Below are 21939 nucleotides of genomic sequence, written 5' to 3'. Positions count from 1 at the left end.
CTTCAGCCGGTGTGTTGTTTCGCACTGTCTGAAAGTGGTGTAATGAGGAGGGGCGGCAGAGGTCGCCTCTTTCTTGATTTTAACAGCCGTACTTGCTACAATTAGGGTCTGGCACGTGGTACCTTGGTGCAACATTGGGTGCGCTGCTATAGAGCATGGTACCGGCTTATTTTACGGAGAAGGAGTGAGGACATGGGCAAGAATGATGGACAGAGTAAAGTGCTCGCACAGAATAAAAAGGCTTCCCATGACTACTTCATTGAAGATACGTATGAAGCGGGCATGGTGCTTACCGGAACGGAGATCAAATCTCTTCGTAACGGCCGTGCGAATATTGGTGATGCATTTGCCACGATTCGAAACGGTGAGATTCATATTCACAATATGCATATTAGTCCTTTTGAACAAGGGAACCGAAATAATCCGCTCGATCCGACACGTACGCGCAAGTTGTTGATGCATAAAGTGCAGATTCACAAGCTGCTCGGGCTGTCGAAACAGGATGGGTACAGCATTGTGCCGCTGAAAATCTATATCCGCAATGGTTATGCAAAGCTTTTGCTTGGACTGGGTAAAGGTAAGAAGCAATACGACAAACGTGAAACTGCCGCGAAGCGCGATGCTCAACGTGATATCCAACGGGTACTGCGCGAGAAGCAGAAGGTTGCGCGTTAAGTGGAGCGCTGGGCGTAAAGACTTTACTTTAAGTGTATAAGTTAGTTTTTGTGATGAAGTTAGGAAAATTGATGTATGAGTTAAGGAGTCTCAAGGTTTGTCCTGCAATGGGCAAGATTGAGGCTTTTTTATTTGTAGTGGGGAAGGTGATTTGATGTGAATAGCTGAAGTATGCAGTTGGCTGATTTTTGTTGTGTGTGATTAAGTACATTGCTAGGAGCATGGAGCTAAGTATGGTGATGAATCTAAATTATCACATGTTGCGTAGTTTGTCAGGGTAGTGGGTAAAATACTTAGGTGCAGTTGTTCGTGATCCGATCTGGGAAACTTTACTTCCGATTAGTGACGCGGTATAATATGTAGACGATTGAGCCTGTTGTATTGTATAACCTTGTACACATGCTCAGCCTGCTGGAATGTCTTCCAGCAATCTGTACTATTTCGGTGATGTGTCCTGTGTTATGATTACTCATGTAGCAGACAGGAATGCCGAGTTTGAAAGAAGCATCTTTTTACCTTGGAGGAAAAAGATGTATAGCACCTTTGCTCCGTATTCACGGATTAATCCTGGAGCCCTTCTTCATTGAGGGGGCGTTTATGGATTCGACGGGGATAGTTCGAGCATGGGTAGCGGGTAGTGGGGACGCGTCCGCTTTATCAACGCTAAAGCCTATTAAACGGCAAACAACAAACAAACTACGCTTTCGCAGCCTAAGAAACTGTGTGCGTGCTTCTACCCTGCATCGCCCATGTGACAGGGATAGGGGCTAACTAGTAGTGGGATACGCTGTCACATCTCCGCCTGGGGTGTGCTGAAGAAGACAATCAGGCTGACCCAACGTATAGCCGGTTACGGGGCGATACTCGGGTGACATCAAAACTGTGACTACACCCGTAGAAGCTTATGTGCCGTTATCTTCGGACAGGGGTTCGACTCCCCTCGCCTCCATTAGAGTCAAGAAACCATCAACCAGTAATCTGGTTGGTGGTTTTTATGTTTATGATATAATAAGCATAAATTTAGATTGGGGGACTCAAGATGTTTGAAAATCGAGAACAGCTCCAAGAAATTTTAAAAAAAGCAAATCAACATGCACGGAAACAAGCTAAAGAATCAGGTGCCTCTATTTATTATATAAAGAACAACAAACGTGTTCGTGAGGATGCTGCGGGTAATAAATTCGAAATTATATTTGATGCTACTGGGAAACGCCAGGAGTTTGAATATCATGAGTGAAACCAGACCAGTTATGACTGTGTTTGCTGGAACCAATGGAGCAGGGAAAAGTACACTCAGCATGCAAATGAGAGAGTGGCTTGTTGAACTGATTGATCCGGATCAAATTGCAAGAGAGTTGAAGCCAGAGAATCCGCGTAGTGCTGACCTGTCTGCTGGTAGGGAAGCTGTGAAAAGAATCCGATCTCTCATTAAGAGTGGTGTAAACTTCGCTATTGAAACGACATTGTCCGGATCATTTGTTTTAAAACATATGGAAATAGCAAAAGAAAACAATTATGAAATTGTCGTTTATTATATCGGTCTTGAGGATGTTCAAATGCATATAGATCGTGTAGCCTCTCGTGTTGAACAAGGTGGACATTGGATTGCAGAAGAAGACATTCGTTATCGATATGGCCAGTCATTGAAGAATCTTAAAGCGGCTCTAGCCATCGCAGATCAGGTTATCATCATTGATAATACATACGAGCCTTTAATTGTTGCAGAAGTCATACAGAGTAATTTGATCTATTGTGTTGAGTCCATACCTGCTTGGGCTAATCCTGTTCTTGTGGGTTACTGATACTCGGGTGACATCAAAACTGTGACTAAACCCGTAGAAGCTTATGTGTCGTTATCTTCGGACAATTGTTCGACTCCCCTTGCCTCCATTAAAGTAAGCAAAATCCACCAACCATTGTTCTGGTTGGTGGATTTTTATTTTATGATATAATAACCTAAATTATATAAATGGAGGAAATCAAGGTATATATAGGTCGAAAGTAGCTTCCAGAAAGTATATCAGGTACATTTAGGTTCTGAAACGTATATAGGTATCTATAGCCTGCTTTAGCTAGACCAAATTATGATAAGAGAAAGTACATACGAACCAACAATTGTTGTGGGATCTAAGAAAGTAGATTGGATACATCCAAACGGAGACTATTCCCCGCAGACCTTTGGAAGAGGTTCGACTCTCAGGTCTTTTATATGAAAAAATAATATATAATGTTTAACATTAAATACAATATTTATAATAATAGAGTAAAGGAGTAGTTATTTTGGATCCGTATTTATATTTGTTTTTTCATGTTCTATCACATGCTCTTCTTGGGGCGGTAATTGCATACTGCTTTTATCCAAGGGATACATGGAAAAATCTTATGATATGTCTATGTTCGGGTGCTCTGTGTGGAATAATTCCTGATATTTTTGGGGATAGAAGTGTAGCTCCGTGGTCCCATTCTATATTGTTTACACCCCTTTTAGCTTTAGGAATAGCATATTTGACAAAACTGTTCTATAAAAAGACAAGTTTCAAATTAATCTGGGGATCTTCTATTTTGTCTGTCTTGTTTGGACACTTATTTTTAGACTATATGGGACATGATTTACCAGCATTCTATCCCTTTAGCGATAAATCATATATTATGGGAGCCATTACATTGGGAGATCCATGGATATGGTTTCCGTTAATTATTGGTCTTGGATTGAGTGTTTTTTTGAAGAACAAGCCTAAATTACCCGTAATTACTTCGATACTATTTATAGTGGTATATTTAGTTTTTCGAGTAATATCGAAAGAAATAATCGAGCAGAAAGTTCAAGTTCAACATCCGGTTCCTGAAAAGTCATATATTATAGTGGAGCCCAATAGTCATTACGAATTTCCTTTAGATCCCAGAAAGTGGTTGGAGTTCAGGTTTCGAGTCATCAGTCCTCATTTCTCTAAAGTTGGTGATGCGGGTATACTGGGAGAGAAATCAGACAAACTATTCTGGTACGATTTTTATCCAGTAGCCTTTGAGATTAATTTATCAAGAGGGAAATACATTTTAATAAATTCACAGAATTCTAAAGTTGTCCTATCTGTTACTAAGGAATGGAAAGAAACGGGTTCTAACTTTATTCAGGGAAAGTATGATGGAAACATTTTTACCTACAAAGAAACCACCAATGGTCAGTGGGAAGAAGTTATACCACAATAGTTTTCTACAGTTTCTATCCACCATCAACCAGCGTTCTGGTTGGTGGTTTTTCTGTTTATGCTATAATCTTTGTAAAATAAGCTGATGCAAGCCCGATTTACTCTGTAATCTCCCAAAGGAGGCGAAAAAGCATGAGCCAAACGCAGCAACAGATCCGCGAGTTTGTTGCAGGGGTACAAGCATATGTCTCGCCAGTAAATGTGGTTAATCCTTGGAGAGATTATGTGAGGGGCTATGATATCAGCCCCGAAGCGGTGAAGATTCGTTCTGAACATTTGGTCAGGTATTTGGAACCACGAATGTCCAAGGCTCGGTACATTTTTATTGCTGAAGCTGTGGGATATCAAGGGGCGAGGTTCTCCGGCGTACCTTTGACGTCCGAGCGAATGGTTACTGGGAATCACTCGCTGGTGAATCACCAGATGATTTTTTCAGGCGAGCCGGGTGTTCGAACAAGCCTGCCCAATATCGCCAAACCTAACCGGAGTCAGGCGCTGTATGGATTCGCAGAACCGACAGCATCCATCATATGGGGTGAAGTGTTATCCAGTTCAAGGTGGAAACCAACGGACTTTATATTTTGGAACATCTATCCCTTTCATCCTTATCAATCTGCCGAAAACAGGATGACGAATCGAACGCCGACTTTGGCAGAGTTGGAGGATGGTTTGCCGTTTGCCAGACAGCTTATGCAACTGAATCCTGATGCTCAGATCGTGGCTATTGGCAGAAAGTCAGCAGACACGTTAAGCTCCCAACTCATTAAACATCACCATGTTCCTCATCCTGCAAATGGAAGGGCAGTACAATTTCAAAAAGCAGTAAGGTCAATTATCTAGCCCATTTTGAACTGGAGAAATGTAAGGCTGACATATGCATTTTTATCGTTCAAGTGCCCTACACATAATGTAATGTCCTATCATATAAAGATTGGTTGGTGAAGCTAAATGAATGAAAAATACTGGCTTGTGGTGCAATATCCGCTGAAGAGCGCGCATGGTAGCAAACGAGATCATTGGTTGAAGGAAAAGGTGATGGAATATCTGGAAACCGTTCTGACCCAGGCGGAGTTGGGAGAGGTGGATGGATGTGACCTGGGCAGCCGTGTGGCTGATCCGAAGGAATATGTAATGAACATTTTCTGTGTGGTAACGGACGAAGATCGGAGCATAGCGCTGATTAAAAAAGTGCTGAGAGAGAGTCGGTTGGATTATACCCGCATCCAAATCGCTACGATGCCATATGGCACAGAGGGAAGCTACACGCTGAAATATGCCTCCAAAAAAGGCGTTACCGAATTCTCGCTTTGATCACGATTCGCTGTTTCTTACCATAACGAACTCTGTACTTGTCCTGCCCGAGGGCAGTTTGCCCCCAACATTTTCCCCACTTAAATTCATCATACGAGAAGACCATAATTGGACTTCCCAGCCTTAACCACTCGATCAACACTCTGTAAGTAGTAAGATTATGCCCGTAGATATTGTAATCTTGCTCAAAAGTATGCCCTATCAAGGTAGACGTTTACCATCTTCTTTTGTGTACTCAGATCCTCCGTCTCTCCCCCGCTTCTCTCTCCACCCGGCACAAACCACAACTTATTATCTGTACCTCTAACATTTTATAAAGCAGTACTTCTTGCGGCTTCAATTAGGGGCCCCTACCCGCAGCATTCACCACGATCAGATCCCCAAAGCCTCATTTCACTTCACTCAGTCAAGCTATATCCAAGCGATAAAAAGAGTTGAGCCTCCTCCATGCACAGTCCTATAATATACAATTGTATAAAATCCGAGAGAGTGGTGGATATCACAACAGGTCATCCGATCACAAACGATAAACCCATCACACATCGGAACCAAGGAGGGTCACAGTGAATCAAAGAGCAAAAGATGCAACAACAGATGAAGGAGCAAGAGAAGTAACAGAAGGGGATGAAAAATAGAAGTGAAAGCAACAGCCCAATCAGATATTGAGAGCGATGCAGAAGCAAACGCAAATGCAAAAGCGAACACCAGCGCAATGAAGACGAATTGGACTCCCCGTTTCAAAGCGTTCATTCAACGCAAGCCCAAGACACTCGCTTTTAAAATTCCGTTTGCCTACTTTGTCATTATTCTGCTAACGGTGGCGTTTAGTGCGTTGGTTTTGAATCGAATCTCGGAAAATGACGCGCAACGAAAGATCAATGAAGCATCACTGCAGACAATTACATCCATTGAGACCAACGTTAATCTGATGATCGAGAACGTGAACAATTATTCGAAAATGATTTTCTCTGATCCCAACTTGCAGAACCTGCTGCGGCAGGGCAATGTGTACTCCAATTTACAGACACAGTCCAAGGTCAGCGCGTATTTGACCAATCTTATGCAAGCGGTTCCAATTATCGATTCAGTATATATTTACGATAATTCGGGGCACCGATTCTCGGTTGGTACACAGGAATGGCCCACGTTTATGGAAGCAAATGTGAAGGAAGCGCCGTGGTACGAACAGGCACTGAAGCATAACGGAAGATATCTGCTCAGGCTGAATGGTGGCAACAACGACAGCGGAGTCTCGGCGACGGGGGAGAATGATGGGCAAGAGGTGGTGTCGTTTATTCGCCTCATTCGGGATTTGGATGATACGTCTCCGCTTGGATTTCTGGTCATGAACATCAAAGGCAAATCAATCGCTCAGGCCTATGCCAACCTGTCTGCACCGGATTCATTTCAGGTGGCCATCCTGGATGAGCATCAGCGGGTGATTGCAACCAACGCTACCGATGGAAAGAAGTCCGTGCCTGCTGTATCCGGCGAATCCATATCTGCGGCTTCTGGACAGGAAGGGATGTACGAGATGTTAGAGGCCAATCAGGCCAAGTTAAAACAAACATTTCAAGAGCAATTCTCCGGCTTCATCACCTTGCAATCGGGTGGTCAGGAATATGCGGTTACCTATCGTTCGTCTGGTGATGATCAGTGGAAATTCATCAGCATGAGCCCATACCAGGCTACCGATACCCGCAATAAATCCATGGTGATGCTTGCGCTGATCCTACTGGCGGTAAACGGGACTGTCTTTTTTGTCAGTTCATTCATCATCTCGCGCAGCGTCATTAAGCCGATTCACAAGCTGCTTCGCTCCATGCAGAAAGCACCAAGCGGCAACTTCCGCAAAGTGACGGTTGAGCTGAACAGTTACGAATTCGCACAGCTATATGGAGGTTACAACCAGATGATCGAGCAGATTGAGCAGATGTTGAAACGCATCATTCAGGAGCAGCAGACGATCCGCCGAGCAGAGCTGAATACACTTCAGGCGCAGATCAAGCCGCATTTTCTATACAACACACTTGATTCCATTACCTCCCTGGCAATGTCGGGTATGAACGAAAAGGTATGTGAGCTGTTAGAAGCGCTCGGAAGTTATTATCGGCTGAGTGTCAGCAAAGGGCGTGAACTGATTACACTGCACGAGGAGGTTGAGATTGTACGCAATTATCTGACGATCCAGCAGGTGCGATACCCCGGTGTATTTGAGGTGCAGTACGATATCGATTCAGGCTGTGAACGAGTGATGATTCCCAAGCTTGTGCTCCAGCCGTTGGTGGAAAATTCGCTGTATCACGGTATTCGTCCCAAAGGCAGCCCGGGCACGATACGCATCCAAGCTCGTCGATCCAAGGAGGGAGTACTTCTAACGATCACTGACGACGGAGTCGGCATGTCCGAGGAAGAAGTGAAGCAGATTCAACGAACAGAAATGAACAGGTCTAATCGCTCGAACTCATCTAACCCATCTAACACTTCTAACTCTTCTAATCCTACTCATAACTCTAAACACAATCCAAGCTTTGGCTTGTGGGGAACGATGGAGCGGCTTCGCATTTTCTATGACAGAGAAGATGGACTCAAGCTGCAGAGCGAAGTTGGAAAAGGAACCACCATTATCATAACGATCCTGAAGGGAGCCGATGAATCATGGAACTAACTGTGGAACCATTAAAGGTATTGATTGTGGATGATGAGTACCTCATCCGAAATCTGCTGCGCATGCGTATCGATTGGGAGCAGCAAGGCATGAGCATCATTGGCGAGGCCTCCGATGCTGAAGAGGCTTTGAATCAGGTTGAGCTGTTGCGTCCAGACATCGTGTTCACGGACATATACATGCCCAAGATGGACGGCATTGAACTGAGCGGCATCCTCATGGAACGTTACCCGAACTTAAAAATCGTGGTTGTGACGGGACATGATGAATTTGAATATGCTCGTCAGAGTGTGAAGCTGGGCATATCCGATTTTATTTTGAAACCCATCCGTGCTTCTGAGTTATTACAGGTTACGACGAAGCTGCGAATGGCAATCGAGCAGGAGATGGGGCGTGAGTACGAGCTGATGAAGCTGCGGGAGGAGATGAAGCAGAGCTTGCCTTATCTCAGGGAGAGGTTTGTGAATCAATGGTTAAGTGATGTGATGCCTGAGGACGAACTACAAGAGAAGGCGCGTTTCTTTGGCATTCCTATCTCATCTGGTGAACCAGGATCACGCATCGCAGTAATGGAGGTGGAGGTTGCTGTACCGCAAGCTAAGATAGCTGCACCAGAGGTATATCCACATCTGTCCGAACCATATCACCAAACACACCAAGCACAACGAGGGCCTCAACATCAACACGGTCAGCCCCAATTAAGCCAGCATCGGACAGAAGCCCATCCACATACTGCCGAGGAAATACATATTTTGCTGCGAATGGTAGGCATGAAGCAGGTGCAGGCATTTTATCCGCAGGATTCGCAAACCATTATCGTCATGGACCCACATAACCGGATAGTTGTGCTCTCGCTTGGTGCGGATACGGAATTTGCCAATCAGGTACAGCAGCTTCAGGAAGAACTTCAACATACACTTAAGCTCGAAGGGTGTGAAGTTGATGTGACCGTAGGGATTGGGCAATGGCAATCAGGATGGGGAAGGGCCTGTGTGGGATACCGGGAAGCTTGTCGTGCACTCGATTATCAGGCGTTTGTGGGGAAAAATCAGGTTATTTGCTTCGAGGATCTGGTCATCGAAGGCGGTAAGAGGCCCTACCACTCGGATGCTCAGTTGCTCCAACAACTGCAATTTTACGTCAGTGTTGGTGCGGGGGAAGAAGCCGTATTGTTGCTGGAGCGTATGCTGTCTATGCCGTTCTCGGACGTTTCACAGTTTCGGATGGCAGCCATGGATGTCGTTACGGAGTGCCAGCGTGCCGCCATAGAGCAACAGCTTGAGGGAGAATACGCATTGAACAAAGAGGCCGTTGCGGCCATTTTTACAGCAGGTCATCTGCCTGAACTAAAAAGCATGTTGGAGCAACATGTCCGCACGGTATCGGATGTCATACAAGCCAAACGACAGGCCAAGGAAGGTAATCTGATCGACCGGGTGATGGCTTATCTTGAAGAGAACATGGGCAATGCGGAAGTGGGGCTTTCCAGCACCGCGGCTGCTTTTTACGTAAGTTCGGGCCATCTGGGCCGGCTGATGAAAAAAGAAACCGGGCAGACATTTGTGGAATATATGACGCAGCTTCGTATGAGAAAGGCCGAAACGTTGCTGAAGCAGACCGATTTAAAGGGGTATGAGATCGGGCAGCAGGTAGGCATCCCGGACCCGCATTATTTCAGCGTCTTGTTCAAAAAACATATCGGTCGGTCCATGAACGAATATCGGAATGTAAAAACCTGAGAAACGAGATGTAAACCCGGGAGTGTAGAGAAGGTGTGAGCGCACCCCCTCTCCAATTCCACATATGTTCGAATATTACAAATCGATGCCTGTTTTCTAAATGGAGAACAACGCACAGTTCGCCTAAAATATGGGCTAGAACGAACTAAAACACATAGGGAGGTCCATAGAGATGAAAGCGCTATTAAAAAAATCAGCAAGTCTAATTCTGACTCTGGTAATTGTAAGCAGTCTGGCGGCATGTTCATCGGGTTCGTCCGGTGGTACACAGGGGGAAAGTAATGGCAAGATCAAGCTGACGCTATGGGATCAATCAGTTGGCAATACCGATCCTTCGGCCAAACTGCTGCCCGAGATTGTTGAGAAATGGAACAGCGAGCATCCGGACATCCAGGTTGAACGTACGGGCACGACAGGAGAACAGTATAAAACCAAAGTCAAAACATCGATTGCGGCTGGTGAGGCGCCAGACCTGTTCTATGGCATGGGTGGCGGCAGCTTCATGCAGCCGTACATCAAATCCGGCAATGTGCTGGAAATCTCAAGTTACCTGACGGATGATATCAAAGAACGAATGGGCCCGGGAATGGCTGAGGCCATTAATATGGACGGCAAAATCTACACATTGCCCGTGTACACACATATCGCCAATCTTTACGTGAATACAGAACTGTTCGAGCAGGCGGGTGCCAAGATTCCGACCACCTATAACGAACTGCTGGATGCGGTCTCCAAGCTGAAAGCGGCGGGGATAACCCCGGCTGTGATTGGAGAAAAGGATCGCTGGCCGGGCATGTACTGGTACGACATTATTGCGATGCGTCAGGCAGGCAATGCTGCGGTGATGGAAGCCTTTAAAGATCCGTCGAAATGGGATTCGCCCGACTTTGTAGCCGCTGCGACTAAAATGCAGCAACTTGCACAAGCAGGAGCATTCAACAGCAGCATGTTCAGCATGAGCTATGACGAGATGCTGGGGGCATTTAATGCAGGCAACGGGGCGATGATGTTCCAGGCCAACTGGGTGAATGCAGGAATTGAGGACCCGTCCTCCGCAGTCAAAGGCAAAGTGAAAGTGATTCCGTTCCCGGTATTTGAAGATGGAAAAGGCACAAATACCGAAATCTTCGGCGGAGCCGTCGATGGTTTCTACATCAACCAGAATACCAAGCATTCGAAGGAAGCCGTGGAATTCCTCATGTATCTGAGCGAGCAGCTTGGTACACAAGGTTTCCTGGCTGGAGCCGGCCTGCCAAGCTGGAAAACAGATACACTCGACACGTCCAGCCTGTCCTCCCTAGATTTGTCTGCGGCAGATATTATGAAAACGGCGACCTCATTCATCGCGTGGTGGGATAACATTCTGCCAGCGGAGTCTGCCGAAGCGCACAAAAACCTGATTGCCCAGCTGCTTGCCGGCGATGTAACACCGGAGGAGTTCTGCAAACAGATGGCACAGCTCAAACCAACAGAGCTGAGCTTGTAGATCGCGCAGGCTAATATGCGCATAATCCATACACGTGTAAGCTCGTGTTGAGCTTGCCAAGCTGAAGCCTGCTAACAATGAAGATGAACCCAAACAAGGCGTGGTCCGGTATATCCCGGTCACGCCTTTGAGAGGAGAACAATAATGAACTCTGTATTTTCCAATAAAGGCACGATCGCCGTCTTTGTACTGCCGACGCTGCTTCTGTTCTGCGGCATTGTGCTTATTCCGATCTTTGTCTCCAGTTATTACAGTCTGCTGGACTGGAACGGCGTAGGCAGGGGTACATTTATCGGCCTGGACAACTATGTAGAGATGTTTAAGGATACCCGGGTGCTGAATTCGATCAAAAACTCCCTGTTATTCGCGGGTGCTTCGGTGTTCATTCAACTGCCGATCTCGCTGGTGCTCGCACTGATTCTGGCGTCCAACGTCAAGGGTGAAGGTTTCTACCGGACCGTGTATTTCATCCCGGTGTTGATCTCAACGGTGGTTATTGCCCAGTTGTGGTCAAAAATCTACAATGCCGATTATGGCCTGCTGAATGTGCTGCTGCAAAGTATCGGCTTATCCAGCCTGGCGCAGGACTGGCTGGGGCAGAAGGACACCGCGCTGGCGGCATCGTTTATTCCAACCTTGTGGCAGTACGTGGGGTATCACATGCTGCTGATGTATGCAGGTGCGAAGTCCGTGTCTCAGGATGTGCTCGAAGCTGCTCGAATGGATGGTGCTTCCCGTATTCGCACGGCGTGGTCCATCATGATCCCGCTGATGAAGCCAATTCTGAAGGTAAGCCTTGTTTTTTCGGTCATCGGTGCATTCAAGGTGTTTGACCTGATCTATGTGCTGACAGGTGGTGGGCCATTTTACACCACTGAAGTGCCAAGCACGCTGATGTACGCTACCATTTTTGATACGTTCCGGTACGGATATGGCAGTGCGATCTCGGTCTTTATCATTGTGGAGTGTTTGGTGTGTACGATCCTCATTAATTCATTGTTCAAAACGGAGTAGAGGGAGGCATAAGGCATGAGTACCGTAGAAGTCATGTTGCAAAAAAAGCCCAAGCCGAGGTCCATCTCCGGACCGATCGGGAAAGTGTTCCTGCAAGCGTTTCTGATCCTCGTTGCGATTGTGCAGATCTACCCGCTCATCTGGCTGGCGCTGTTTTCCCTGAAGGATAATAGTGAGATCTTCAGCGGTGATGTGGCCGGGTTGCCCAAAGCGTTTTTGTGGAGCAACTACACCAAAGCAATGTCCGACGGCCATGTGCTGACCTATTTTATGAATAGTGTGCTGGTTACTGCGGCCTCCATTGTCTTGGTACTGATCCTGTCCTCCATGACGGGTTACGCAATCACGAGAATGAACTGGAAGCTCAGCGGGTTGACGATGACGATTATTTTGCTGGGCATGATGGTGCCGATTCATGCGGCGCTGCTGCCATTGTTTATTATTTTGAAGAATCTGAGCCTGCTCAACAGCTACTGGTCTCTGATCATTCCCTATGTGGCATTTGGCATTCCGATGGCGGTATTCATTCTGGGCAGTTTTTTCAAAGGTATCCCAAGAGAGATGGAGGAGTCGGCGGTTATCGACGGCTGCGGTATATACCGGACGTTTTTCTCTATTATTCTGCCTCTGGTAACCCCGGCTATATCAACGGTAGCCATCTTCACATTTCTGTCATGCTGGAATGAGCTGATGTTTGCGGTCACGTTTATCAATAACACGGCTTACCAGACGTTGACGGTGGGCATGATGTCGATGGTAGGAACGTACATTACGCAATGGGGTATCATAGGTGCGGGACTGATGATTACGACGGTGCCAACGGTGGTCATCTATCTGCTGCTGAACAAACAGGTGCAGAAGAGTATGATCGCAGGTGCAATTAAAGGTTAGCTGGAGGCTGGACTGGAGGGCGTGTCGGTAAAAGGCTCGATGCTTGCTCGCTGTACTCTCTTTCTGGTAGATATCGGCTTGATTCGGTATTTCGCAAGGTGTGATCTCTGGACTAGACCGCGTCGTATAGACATGGAATAATAAGGGGGTATGTAGCCAGGCAGTTGCAGAGAGGGGTCATTATTTATGGTCAATATCGCGATGGTAGAGCAGGAGTCAGTTAGGGAAAAGGTTGTGGCGTTCACGTTTGATGATGGGCCACATCCGGTGTATACACCTCAAGTGCTTGAGATATTCCGCCGTGCAGGTGGGCGGGCGACGTTTTTCATGATTGGCCAAGAGATAGAGAACCACCCGGAGATTGCGGCGGAGGTGCACCGTGAAGGGCATGAGATCGCCAACCATACGTACACACATCCGGATCTGACCAAGTTGACGCTGGAGGAAGCCGGGGAGGAGCTGCAACGTGCAGAAAATCTTGTTCAAGAAGTTACGGGGCAACCTGCCCGCTGCTTCCGCCCGCCGTATTTTGGCGTAAACGATGATATATTGTCTCTGGCGGCGGAGCGTGGATATCGTACGATTGGTGCGGTGAACGGTGATGCGAAGGATTGGGACAATCCCGGCGTTGAGCACATTCTGGAGCATACCCGGTCTGCGGTGAAACCCGGCAGCGTGCTCATATTCCACGATGGGTACGGGGAGCGTTCCCAGACGGTGGAAGCGGTTCGTGTGCTGGTGGAGGAACTGGTCGCGGAAGGGTACCGTCTGGTGACGGTGAGTGAGTTGCTGGACATTTCTCGTGATCATGATGCAAAGACGACATAATTAAGTGGACCCATCATTCTTTGAATGACAGGGTCTTTTTTTTATATATATAATACATAGGAAGAATGAAGTGGAAGCACAAACTTTGCTTGCCCTCTCAAACTACTTTATAATAATAGGCTAAACTAGATTATGTCAGGAGGAAACAATGGACTTTATCAGAAATCAACTAGAAGAACTCGGCATGAGTGGACCCTCCATTGGTTATCTTTCAAACATCATTATGATTATTTTTATAGCAGTGATCTCGATATTGGCGAATGTGATTGCCAAGCGAGTGGTACTGAAGACGGTCCATCGTATCGTAAGTAACAACCGTTTCAAGTGGGGCCATATTGTGGTTCAGAAAAATTTATTTCAGAAGCTGTCGCATCTTGTGCCAGCCATTATAATCTATTATTCTGCTTATATTTTCTCGCCCTATCAGGCCATAATTGAAAAATCAGCAATGACCTATATGATTGTTATCATGATTACGGTTCTGAATGCTCTGCTGAATGTCTTCGATGATATCTATCGTACCTATGAGGTGTCGAAGATTCGCCCAATCAAGAGTTACATTCAGGTAGCCAAGATTGTCCTGTTCATTATCGGGGGTATTATCGTCATCTCCAGCCTGATCGGACAGAACCCGCTCATTATCCTTAGTGGACTTGGGGCGTTATCGGCGGTATTAATGCTCGTATTCAAAGACTCGATCCTGGGCCTCGTGGCGGGTGTACAGCTATCGTCGAACGATATGGTGCGCGTTGGTGACTGGATCGAGATGCCAAAGTATAATGCGGACGGCGATGTCATCGACATTACATTAAACACGGTAAAGGTTATGAATTTTGATAAAACGATTACGATGATTCCAAGCTACGCCCTCATTTCGGATTCGTTCCGTAACTGGAGAGGTATGCAGGTATCCGGCGGCAGAAGAATTAAGCGGAGTATCTATATTGATATCAGCAGTATCCGTTTTTGTACAGAAGAGATGGTGGCTGAATTTGAGAAAATCCACTACCTGACTGATTATGTCACAGCAAAATTAAAGGAAATTCAAGCATACAACATGGAGCACGAGGTGAATACCGAAAGCAACGTGAACGGCAGACAACTGACAAATGTCGGTGTATTCCGGGAATATATCCATCAATATTTGAGGAATCATCCAAAAATCAATAAAGATATGACGATGATTGTGCGACAATTAGCACCGGAAGATCGCGGGCTGCCTCTGGAAATCTATGCATTCAGCAATGATATTAACTGGGGTGTATATGAGAACGTTCAGGCGGATATCTTTGACCATATCTTCGCGGTGGCGTCAACATTTGGACTACGGGCCTTCCAGAATCCAACCGGACATGACATTGTGCAACTGAAAGAGGATAAGCAATATGCGCGAGAGTACTAAGAAGATTTATTAAAATAGATGTGACGGCCACCATATTGGTGGTCGTTTTTACGTTTGGATGCCCTCCATTTCGGCCACGGGTGAGGATACGTGGAGTCTTAACAAGTTGGCTAATTTTAAAATCACAGGAACACATCCAAATGTTTTATTTATGAGACTGACGGCACAGTTCTGGAATCGGGATCAAATACAGTTAGCAAAACAGAATTACTGTAAAAACAAGTAGACAATACATATATTTTTCATTATATTATAATTAATTCCATATTTTGAAAGGGGTGATTTGGAGCTTTTTCTGATCAGGCGTGTCTATGAACGAGGGAAAAGCATGAAGTCTCTTTGGCGTGCTAACTTTTCAAAAGAAATGGAGGGAGAATGAAATGAAGAAAACATTGTATTCTGCTATTATGATGACGCTTTTATCAGGATCGATTGTGGGTACGGCCTTGGCGGATAATTACGAGTCAAATGACACGTTGAGCACCGCGTATAAAATCCCAACGCAAACGGTGGCCACTCCCTATGGTCCGGCTTACTGGGGTGGAAGTGCTTGGTCTTATCTATCATCCCCGACAGATGTAGACTACTTTACATTCAGAGGGCATGGCAAAACTGTTTCACTGGGTTCTCCTTCCGGCTATGATTACGATTTGTACGCCTATGACAGTGCTGGCAATTTGGTTGCTTCTTCTACGAATACATCAGGAACGGATACAGTTCTTGTCGACTACAATAATGTGTATTTTAAAGTGGTAAGCAAAGATGGACGATACAGCGATACCGATGCTTACAGTGTAAGCTTTTATAAAAGGGATGTCTGGGTGCCGTGACCAGCTCGTGAGAGTAAAAACGTTAGGTATCGTAGACTTTAATGCTTCCGTCTCATGAATAGGAACTCTACCGCCTCAATGAGGTAGTAGAGTTTTATTTATTCAAGCCAATGGTCTGGAAGAATGGGTTACCATATCTCCCACTTGAGTGCATTGGAAAATTTAATGGAGGTGAGTGCCGTGGCACGTGTATTAGTTGTGATGATCCCTGCAGAAGGCCATATCAATCCGTCGCTTGGATTAATCAAGGAACTGGTAGAGAACGGTGATGAAGTGGTTTACTGTTGTACCGAAAAATACCGGACGAAGATTGAAGCGTTAGGCGCACAATTTAAGGCCTATTCCTTCAACGAGGCAACCCTGCTCAACAACCCTGGTATGAAGCCATTTGAACTCAAGCATCCTTACCAATTTTTATATATGATATTGGCAAAAGTTATTCAACGGTTTATTCCAGATGTTCTGAATCTGATCGAACATGAAACCTACGATTATATCATTTTTGACTCCATAATAGGCTGGGGAGGACAAATTCTAGGTGAGAAGTTAGGTATACCGACGGTATGCTCAACCAGCACCTTTGTTTTTGTGGAGCCTCTTGGGTCAGACAATCAACTGAATGATGATACGGAGGAGGTCAAGGAGCTATATAATAGCATCGTGAAAATGTCCCAGCAAATAGCTTCCCAGTTCGATGTGGCTGTACCTTCCCTGGCGGAACTTTCAGGGCATTCAGGACAACTGAAGATTGTCTATACAAGTCGTTATTTTCAACCTAAGGGGGACAAGCTGGACGACAGCTTTGTGTTCACCGGCCCATCCATTATCCCACGCAAGGATGCGCCAGCTTTTGCAAATGAATCTCTGCATGCTCTTTATAAGCAGGTCGTCTATATTTCGATGGGAACCATTTTAAATAAAGATCTCGAGTTTTATAAGCTTTGCTTTACGGCCTTTCGTGATTTGCCTGTGCAGTTTATCTTGTCTTCTGGGAAGGATACCGATATAGAGCCTATTGCTGATCTCATTCCTGACAATTTCATCATCAGACCCTATGTCCCTCAACTGGAAGTGTTACAGTGTGTAGATGCTTTTCTGACACATGCAGGCATGAACAGTACCAGCGAAGCTTTGTATTACAATGTACCACTAATCATGCTTCCGTTAACATCGGATCAGCCGCGTGTAGCAGGCCGGGTACAGGAGTTGGGAGCAGGGGTCATCGTGGACAAAAATAACCTTACACCCGATGTGCTTAGAAACGCAGTATTAGAAGTGCTCGGTAATGCCTCCTACAAGGAGCATGCTGAGGTTATTGGGGAAACGTTACGCGATGCTGGCGGGTATAAGCAGGCTGCTATGGCTATTAAGAACTTTATAGGCAATCAGCCGTTATCGGCGACGCCCATCTCTTCGTTTGAATGAAAAGGAGAGCGTTCTTCATGAGAGCTAGAAGAGGAAGCCGTCACCCGACTAAAACGGAGTGGTGACTTCCAATTGATTCAAGCGCGTATGGAGGGGTAGATAAACGGAGAGGGGCATTATTTTTACCATATTGTTCGTATACCTTTTGCAAAGGAGAGTCTTCAGATGAATCATCAAATTCCGGAATATACATTGAACGATGGCTTGAAAGTTCCTGCAATTGGATTTGGTACCTATAGCTTAAAAGGTGAAGAAGGCGTTAAATCGATCGCGTCCGCAATGGATGCGGGTTATCGATTAATTGATACGGCGTATAACTATGAGAATGAGGCATCGGTGGGCAGAGCAATCAAACAAAGCTCCATCGCCAGAGAAGAACTGCTCATTTCCTCGAAGCTGCCGGGGCGTTATCACGCTCATGATAAAGCACTTGTGGCGATCCAGGAATCCCTGTACAGAGCGGATCTGGATTATTACGACCTGTATCTGATTCACTGGCCCAATCCGAAGAAGGACATGTATGTCGAGGCATGGCAAGCGCTGATCGAAGCCAAAAAGCGTGGATATATCCGATCCATTGGAGTCAGCAACTTCCTGCCTGAGCACAATGAACGGCTGATTAAGGAAACGGGGATAGCGCCGAGTCTGAATCAGATTGAGCTGCATCCATTCTTTGACCAAGCTGATCAGCGGGAACAGGATACAAAGCATGGCATCGTGAACGAATCCTGGAGTCCGATTGGACGTGGCAATGATGCCGTACAGGATATTCTGAAGGATGAGAACATTCTTCGGATTGCGGAAACGCATGGCAAAACGCCAACCCAGATCATTCTGCGCTGGCATGTTCAGCTGGGTTCCATTCCCATTCCGAAAGCCGGCTCCTTGCAGCATCAACAGGAAAATATCGATATATTCGATTTTGAGTTGAGCACAGAAGAGATGCAGGTCATCTCTGCATTTAATCGTCCGGATGGACGTTTGTGGGATCAGGACCCAAGCGAGTACGAAGAATTTTAAAGAACGACAAATGAAGGGCTGCTCTCATGTCAGATATGACAGGAGGCAGCCCTTTATTGCTTTATTGTTGAAGCATATTAAGCAATGTTGCAGTTTTTCATGTTGCGTAATTTCTGTTTACTGTTCAGCAGGGATACGGAAGGTCAGAATCTCATACGGTTTGATATCAAAAGAAATTCGACCATTTTCCACAGCGCATTCCGCTTCGTTGTTCTCGAGCAAATCACATGCGTACGCCGTAGCACCTGCTGCCTCAGGCAATTGCAGGGAAGCACGGCTGCGGCGGCCATGTGCTTCGTAGACTCGGATGATCATATCATCGTTGTTCTCGGCTTTTTTGATAACCTCCAGCACGACATTATCCTGATCGACCGATGCAATTGACCATGTTCCCGGCAACGTACCGGTTTGCGGACTTACTTCACGGGCAACCAGCGGATGGTTGAGATCATAAGCAGCTTGGATGACACGTCCTTCACGGAAGTCGCCCTGATGCGGATAGAGCGCGTAGGTGAATACGTGCTGCTCTTTGTCGGCATTTTCATTCGGGTACGTTGCGCTCTTGATCAGCGACAGTCGCATCACCGAGTTATGAATATCATATCCGTATTTGCAGTCGTTCAGCAGAGCAGCACCGTACCCGTTCTCCGCCAGATCGGCCCACTTCTGCCCGCATACTTCAAACCGGGCTTGATCCCAGCTCGTATTACGGTGGGTAGCACGCTCAACGTTGCCATACTGGATTTCGTAGACGGCCTTTTCACTCCAGATATCGAGCGGGAAGGCGGCTTTCAGCAGCAAATGCTCCTGCTTCCAGTCCACAAACGTACGGAAATCAATCCGGCGCGTATGCGCGTAGAAGATGATTGTCTGCTCAATGACCGAGTCCAGGAACTGTCGCTTCACTTGAAGCACGGAACGTACCGGCCCACTTTCAACCCACTCCAGCGACTGCAGGTCATTAATCTCCCACATATGCTGTTCATAATAATCGTCAATGTTCCATGCCTCGTATTCCGCAGGTCGATCCTCGAACACTTGCAGCACGTTACCACGCTTGCCAGACTGAAGTAGCTCACGGCCCTCCAGCTTGTCCCATACGGATGTGAACTCGGCACTTTCATTCAGGTGAATATTGTACCAAGGTGTATGGATGTGGCGCCGATCTGCTTCCCACTGTGCAACCGATACGCCCGCAACAAGCTCGTCTGTCAGATCTGGTGTGATTCGGAAGGATTTATACCCGGATGCAGGCACGTTCTCTGCAAGGAACACAAGTCCGCCTTCGGGAGTCCGCTGGCTTGGTACAGGGCGATCTCCATCATAGACCGTCACTTTTCTCGCAAAAGCAGGCAGTTCAACCACATCCGTCCGTACAAATCCGGTCGTGTTGAATACCACAATGGCTTCGCCATCAGATGTAATTCGGCTTGCAATGCCGTTCAGCGCACTGTCTTTCAGCTCATCCGTGACACGCAGCACTTCTTCATACTGCTCCTTGGAATCCACATATACCTGCTCAATGGAGCTGCCCGGGAGAATATCATGGAACTGGTTCAGCATCGTGAGCTTCCACGCATGCTCCAGTGCATCGGTTGGATAGGCCGCATGTGCATTCGCCTGACGATGAATCATGGCATATAGTTCGGCATCGGCCAGCGCAAATTCGCTATGACGGTTATACCGTTTGTTGCGCGCCATGGACGTGTAGGTACCCCGGTGATACTCCAGATACAGCTCACCCGACCAGCGAGGAACGGAAGGAACATCAGCCAGATTTTGCTCCAGCTTCTCGAAAAACTCGCGTACAAAGGTGCGTTTCACCGCAGGTACACCAGGCAATCCAACATCAAGTCGTCTGCCATGCTCCAGCATCTCTTCGGTGGGTCCGCCGCCGCCGTCTCCGAATCCGAAACATTGCAGGACATCTGCATTGATGTTTTTGTTCTGGTATCGCTGCCATGTACCTTTCACTTGCGAAGCATTAAATCGTCCATTATAGGTCGTTTCGAAGCGACGCTGCCTGAAATCAGGGTGTTTGTCATAGTCTGTTGCTGTGATAAAGTGGGTCAGGACCTCTGATCCGTCGATTCCTTTCCAGTACATCGTATCGTTTGGAATCTGGTTTGTATCATTCCAGGCAATTTTGGTTGTCATAAAATAATCAATGCCGCTCTTGCGCATAATCTGCGGCATCGCTGCACTATAACCAAATACATCCGGCAACCAGAGCACACGGTTCTCTACGCCGAATTCTTCCTTGAAGAAACGTTTGCCGTAGATAATCTGACGGATCATGGATTCACCCGAAATCAGGTTACAATCGGCTTCCAGCCACATTGAACCTTCCGCTTCCCAGCGGCCTTCGGCCACCTTTTCCTTGATTTTTTCATATAGGGATGGGTAGTCTGCTTTCAGGTATGCATACAGCTGGGGCTGAGAGGACATGAAGGTATACTCCGGGAACTTGTCCATCAGATACAATACACTCGCGAAGCTACGAATGACCTTCTCCCGAGTCTGATCCAGCGTCCACAGCCATGCCACATCGATATGCGTGTGTCCGATACAGTGCACGGTAGGGATGTGATCACCGGCAGGGCGGATATCACCATAGACATGATCTTGCAGATATCGGCGCGCTTCCAGTACCGACGCATGGAATTCTGCACTGTTTTCCTGACGCAAATCCAGCAAATTCACGGCTTTATTCAGATGTTCGACCAACTTCAGGCGCTCCAGATCATCCTCACGCAGTAGATCCGCAGCATCCAGCGCAGCCTTGAGATCGTAATACAAATCGGAGACTTGCTGATGATGCTCGGCGATATATACATTTAGAAAAACATCCGCGGCAGACGTACTGCAATACGCATATAATGCCAGTTCGAATTCATCACCTTTTGCCGCAGCGGGTGTCAGGTCAATTTCCGTATGGTTCACGTCTAGACCGCAGATCAGTTCCCCATTGAGGAATGCTAAGAATTGCGGATTATCGTAATTCCAGATGTCATCAGCACCAGTAACGATGGTACACACGACCTTTTTTCCTTCCAGATGATCCGGGATTCGAATGCGGGTTTTAAAGCAGCTGTGTACATCTTTGCCACCCCAGCCATCACCCTTACGGAATACGTTCCAGGAGGAAGGGTCCTCATGCACCAGTTCCCAGGAGTGGTATCCACTTTCTTTATGATAAAGCTCAGGGATATATGTCTTTGAGGTTAGTCGTGCACGTTCCAAGTGTTTCACAATGGTATGGATTCGAGTATATAAGGAATTCATTTTCATGTTGGTTTCCCACCTTGGTTTGTAGTAAGTACAGGCTGTAGTCGTTGTTGGAGTGATAATACTGCAAGCGCTAACATATCAACTCTATCATAACAAAAGAGAAATGGGCGAAACTATGTATTGTATGCTGAAAATAACGTCTTTTTATTGCAT

At 46.5% G+C, this 21939-nt stretch carries 17 protein-coding genes and 1 other RNA gene; 17 read left to right on the top strand and 1 reads right to left on the bottom strand.

The window, feature by feature from the left end; genetic code table 11:
• Positions 1–192 precede the first annotated feature (192 nt).
• The 17 genes from smpB (at position 193) to MHI01_RS17670 (ending at position 18495) form a co-directional block, all read left to right on the top strand.
• Positions 193–675, top strand: a complete 483-nt coding sequence (gene smpB, locus MHI01_RS17750; protein ID WP_036674736.1) for an SsrA-binding protein SmpB — start codon at positions 193–195, stop codon at positions 673–675.
• 587 nt (positions 676–1262) lie between these two features.
• Positions 1263–1627: a transfer-messenger RNA gene (gene ssrA, locus MHI01_RS17745) on the top strand.
• An 87-nt stretch (positions 1628–1714) separates the two neighbouring features.
• Positions 1715–1912, top strand: coding sequence for a hypothetical protein (locus MHI01_RS17740; protein ID WP_017691232.1), 198 nt, complete (start codon positions 1715–1717; stop codon positions 1910–1912).
• Entirely contained in the window at positions 1905–2477 is a 573-nt protein-coding gene (locus tag MHI01_RS17735) for a zeta toxin family protein (protein ID WP_340983770.1), read from the top strand. Before MHI01_RS17740 ends, MHI01_RS17735 begins: the two co-directional genes overlap by 8 nt.
• Positions 2478–2955: 478 nt before the next feature.
• Entirely contained in the window at positions 2956–3882 is a 927-nt protein-coding gene (locus tag MHI01_RS17730; RefSeq protein WP_340983769.1) for a metal-dependent hydrolase, read from the top strand.
• A 131-nt stretch (positions 3883–4013) separates the two neighbouring features.
• The gene (locus MHI01_RS17725) at positions 4014–4721 is read left to right on the top strand and encodes a uracil-DNA glycosylase (RefSeq protein ID WP_340983768.1); all 708 of its coding nucleotides are present in this window, start codon (positions 4014–4016) and stop codon (positions 4719–4721) included.
• Between the two features lie 108 nt (positions 4722–4829).
• Positions 4830–5192 carry a hypothetical protein gene (locus MHI01_RS17720; protein WP_253504842.1) on the top strand — a complete coding sequence of 121 codons (363 nt, stop codon included), beginning with the start codon at positions 4830–4832 and terminating at the stop codon, positions 5190–5192.
• Between the two features lie 637 nt (positions 5193–5829).
• Entirely contained in the window at positions 5830–7860 is a 2031-nt protein-coding gene (locus tag MHI01_RS17715) for a cache domain-containing sensor histidine kinase (RefSeq protein ID WP_340983766.1), read from the top strand.
• Positions 7851–9599 (top strand): response regulator, encoded by a 1749-nt coding sequence (locus MHI01_RS17710; protein WP_340983765.1) that lies wholly within the window; start codon positions 7851–7853, stop codon positions 9597–9599. The genes MHI01_RS17715 and MHI01_RS17710 overlap by 10 nt, the downstream gene beginning before the upstream one ends.
• Positions 9600–9771: 172 nt before the next feature.
• Positions 9772–11085, top strand: coding sequence for an extracellular solute-binding protein (locus MHI01_RS17705; protein WP_127546370.1), 1314 nt, complete (start codon positions 9772–9774; stop codon positions 11083–11085).
• 144 nt (positions 11086–11229) lie between these two features.
• On the top strand, positions 11230–12099 hold the full coding sequence (locus MHI01_RS17700; protein WP_017691225.1) for a carbohydrate ABC transporter permease: 870 nt from the start codon (positions 11230–11232) through the stop codon (positions 12097–12099).
• 15 nt (positions 12100–12114) lie between these two features.
• Complete coding sequence (locus tag MHI01_RS17695; RefSeq protein ID WP_017691224.1) at positions 12115–12990, top strand: carbohydrate ABC transporter permease; 876 nt, start codon at positions 12115–12117, stop codon at positions 12988–12990.
• A 186-nt stretch (positions 12991–13176) separates the two neighbouring features.
• A complete protein-coding gene (locus MHI01_RS17690; RefSeq protein WP_127546373.1) occupies positions 13177–13818 on the top strand; it encodes a polysaccharide deacetylase family protein in 642 nt (213 codons plus the stop codon).
• Positions 13819–13966: 148 nt separating this feature from the next.
• Positions 13967–15220, top strand: coding sequence for a mechanosensitive ion channel family protein (locus MHI01_RS17685; protein WP_076254274.1), 1254 nt, complete (start codon positions 13967–13969; stop codon positions 15218–15220).
• A 407-nt stretch (positions 15221–15627) separates the two neighbouring features.
• Positions 15628–16050 carry a hypothetical protein gene (locus MHI01_RS17680; RefSeq protein ID WP_340983764.1) on the top strand — a complete coding sequence of 141 codons (423 nt, stop codon included), beginning with the start codon at positions 15628–15630 and terminating at the stop codon, positions 16048–16050.
• Between the two features lie 180 nt (positions 16051–16230).
• A complete protein-coding gene (locus MHI01_RS17675) occupies positions 16231–17475 on the top strand; it encodes a macrolide family glycosyltransferase (RefSeq protein ID WP_340983763.1) in 1245 nt (414 codons plus the stop codon).
• A gap of 165 nt (positions 17476–17640) precedes the next feature.
• Positions 17641–18495, top strand: coding sequence for an aldo/keto reductase (locus MHI01_RS17670; RefSeq protein ID WP_340983762.1), 855 nt, complete (start codon positions 17641–17643; stop codon positions 18493–18495).
• Between the two features lie 117 nt (positions 18496–18612).
• Here MHI01_RS17670 and MHI01_RS17665 read toward each other — a convergent pair whose 3' ends face one another.
• Positions 18613–21786 (bottom strand): alpha-mannosidase, encoded by a 3174-nt coding sequence (locus tag MHI01_RS17665; RefSeq protein ID WP_340983761.1) that lies wholly within the window; start codon positions 21784–21786, stop codon positions 18613–18615.
• Positions 21787–21939 lie beyond the last annotated feature (153 nt).

The sequence above is a fragment of the Paenibacillus sp. FSL M7-0656 genome (assembly GCF_038003225.1).
In the GTDB taxonomy this organism is placed as follows: domain Bacteria; phylum Bacillota; class Bacilli; order Paenibacillales; family Paenibacillaceae; genus Paenibacillus; species Paenibacillus amylolyticus.
The sequence above is the reverse complement of the archived record's forward strand: the minus strand, read 5'-3'. Positions and strand labels throughout refer to the sequence as shown.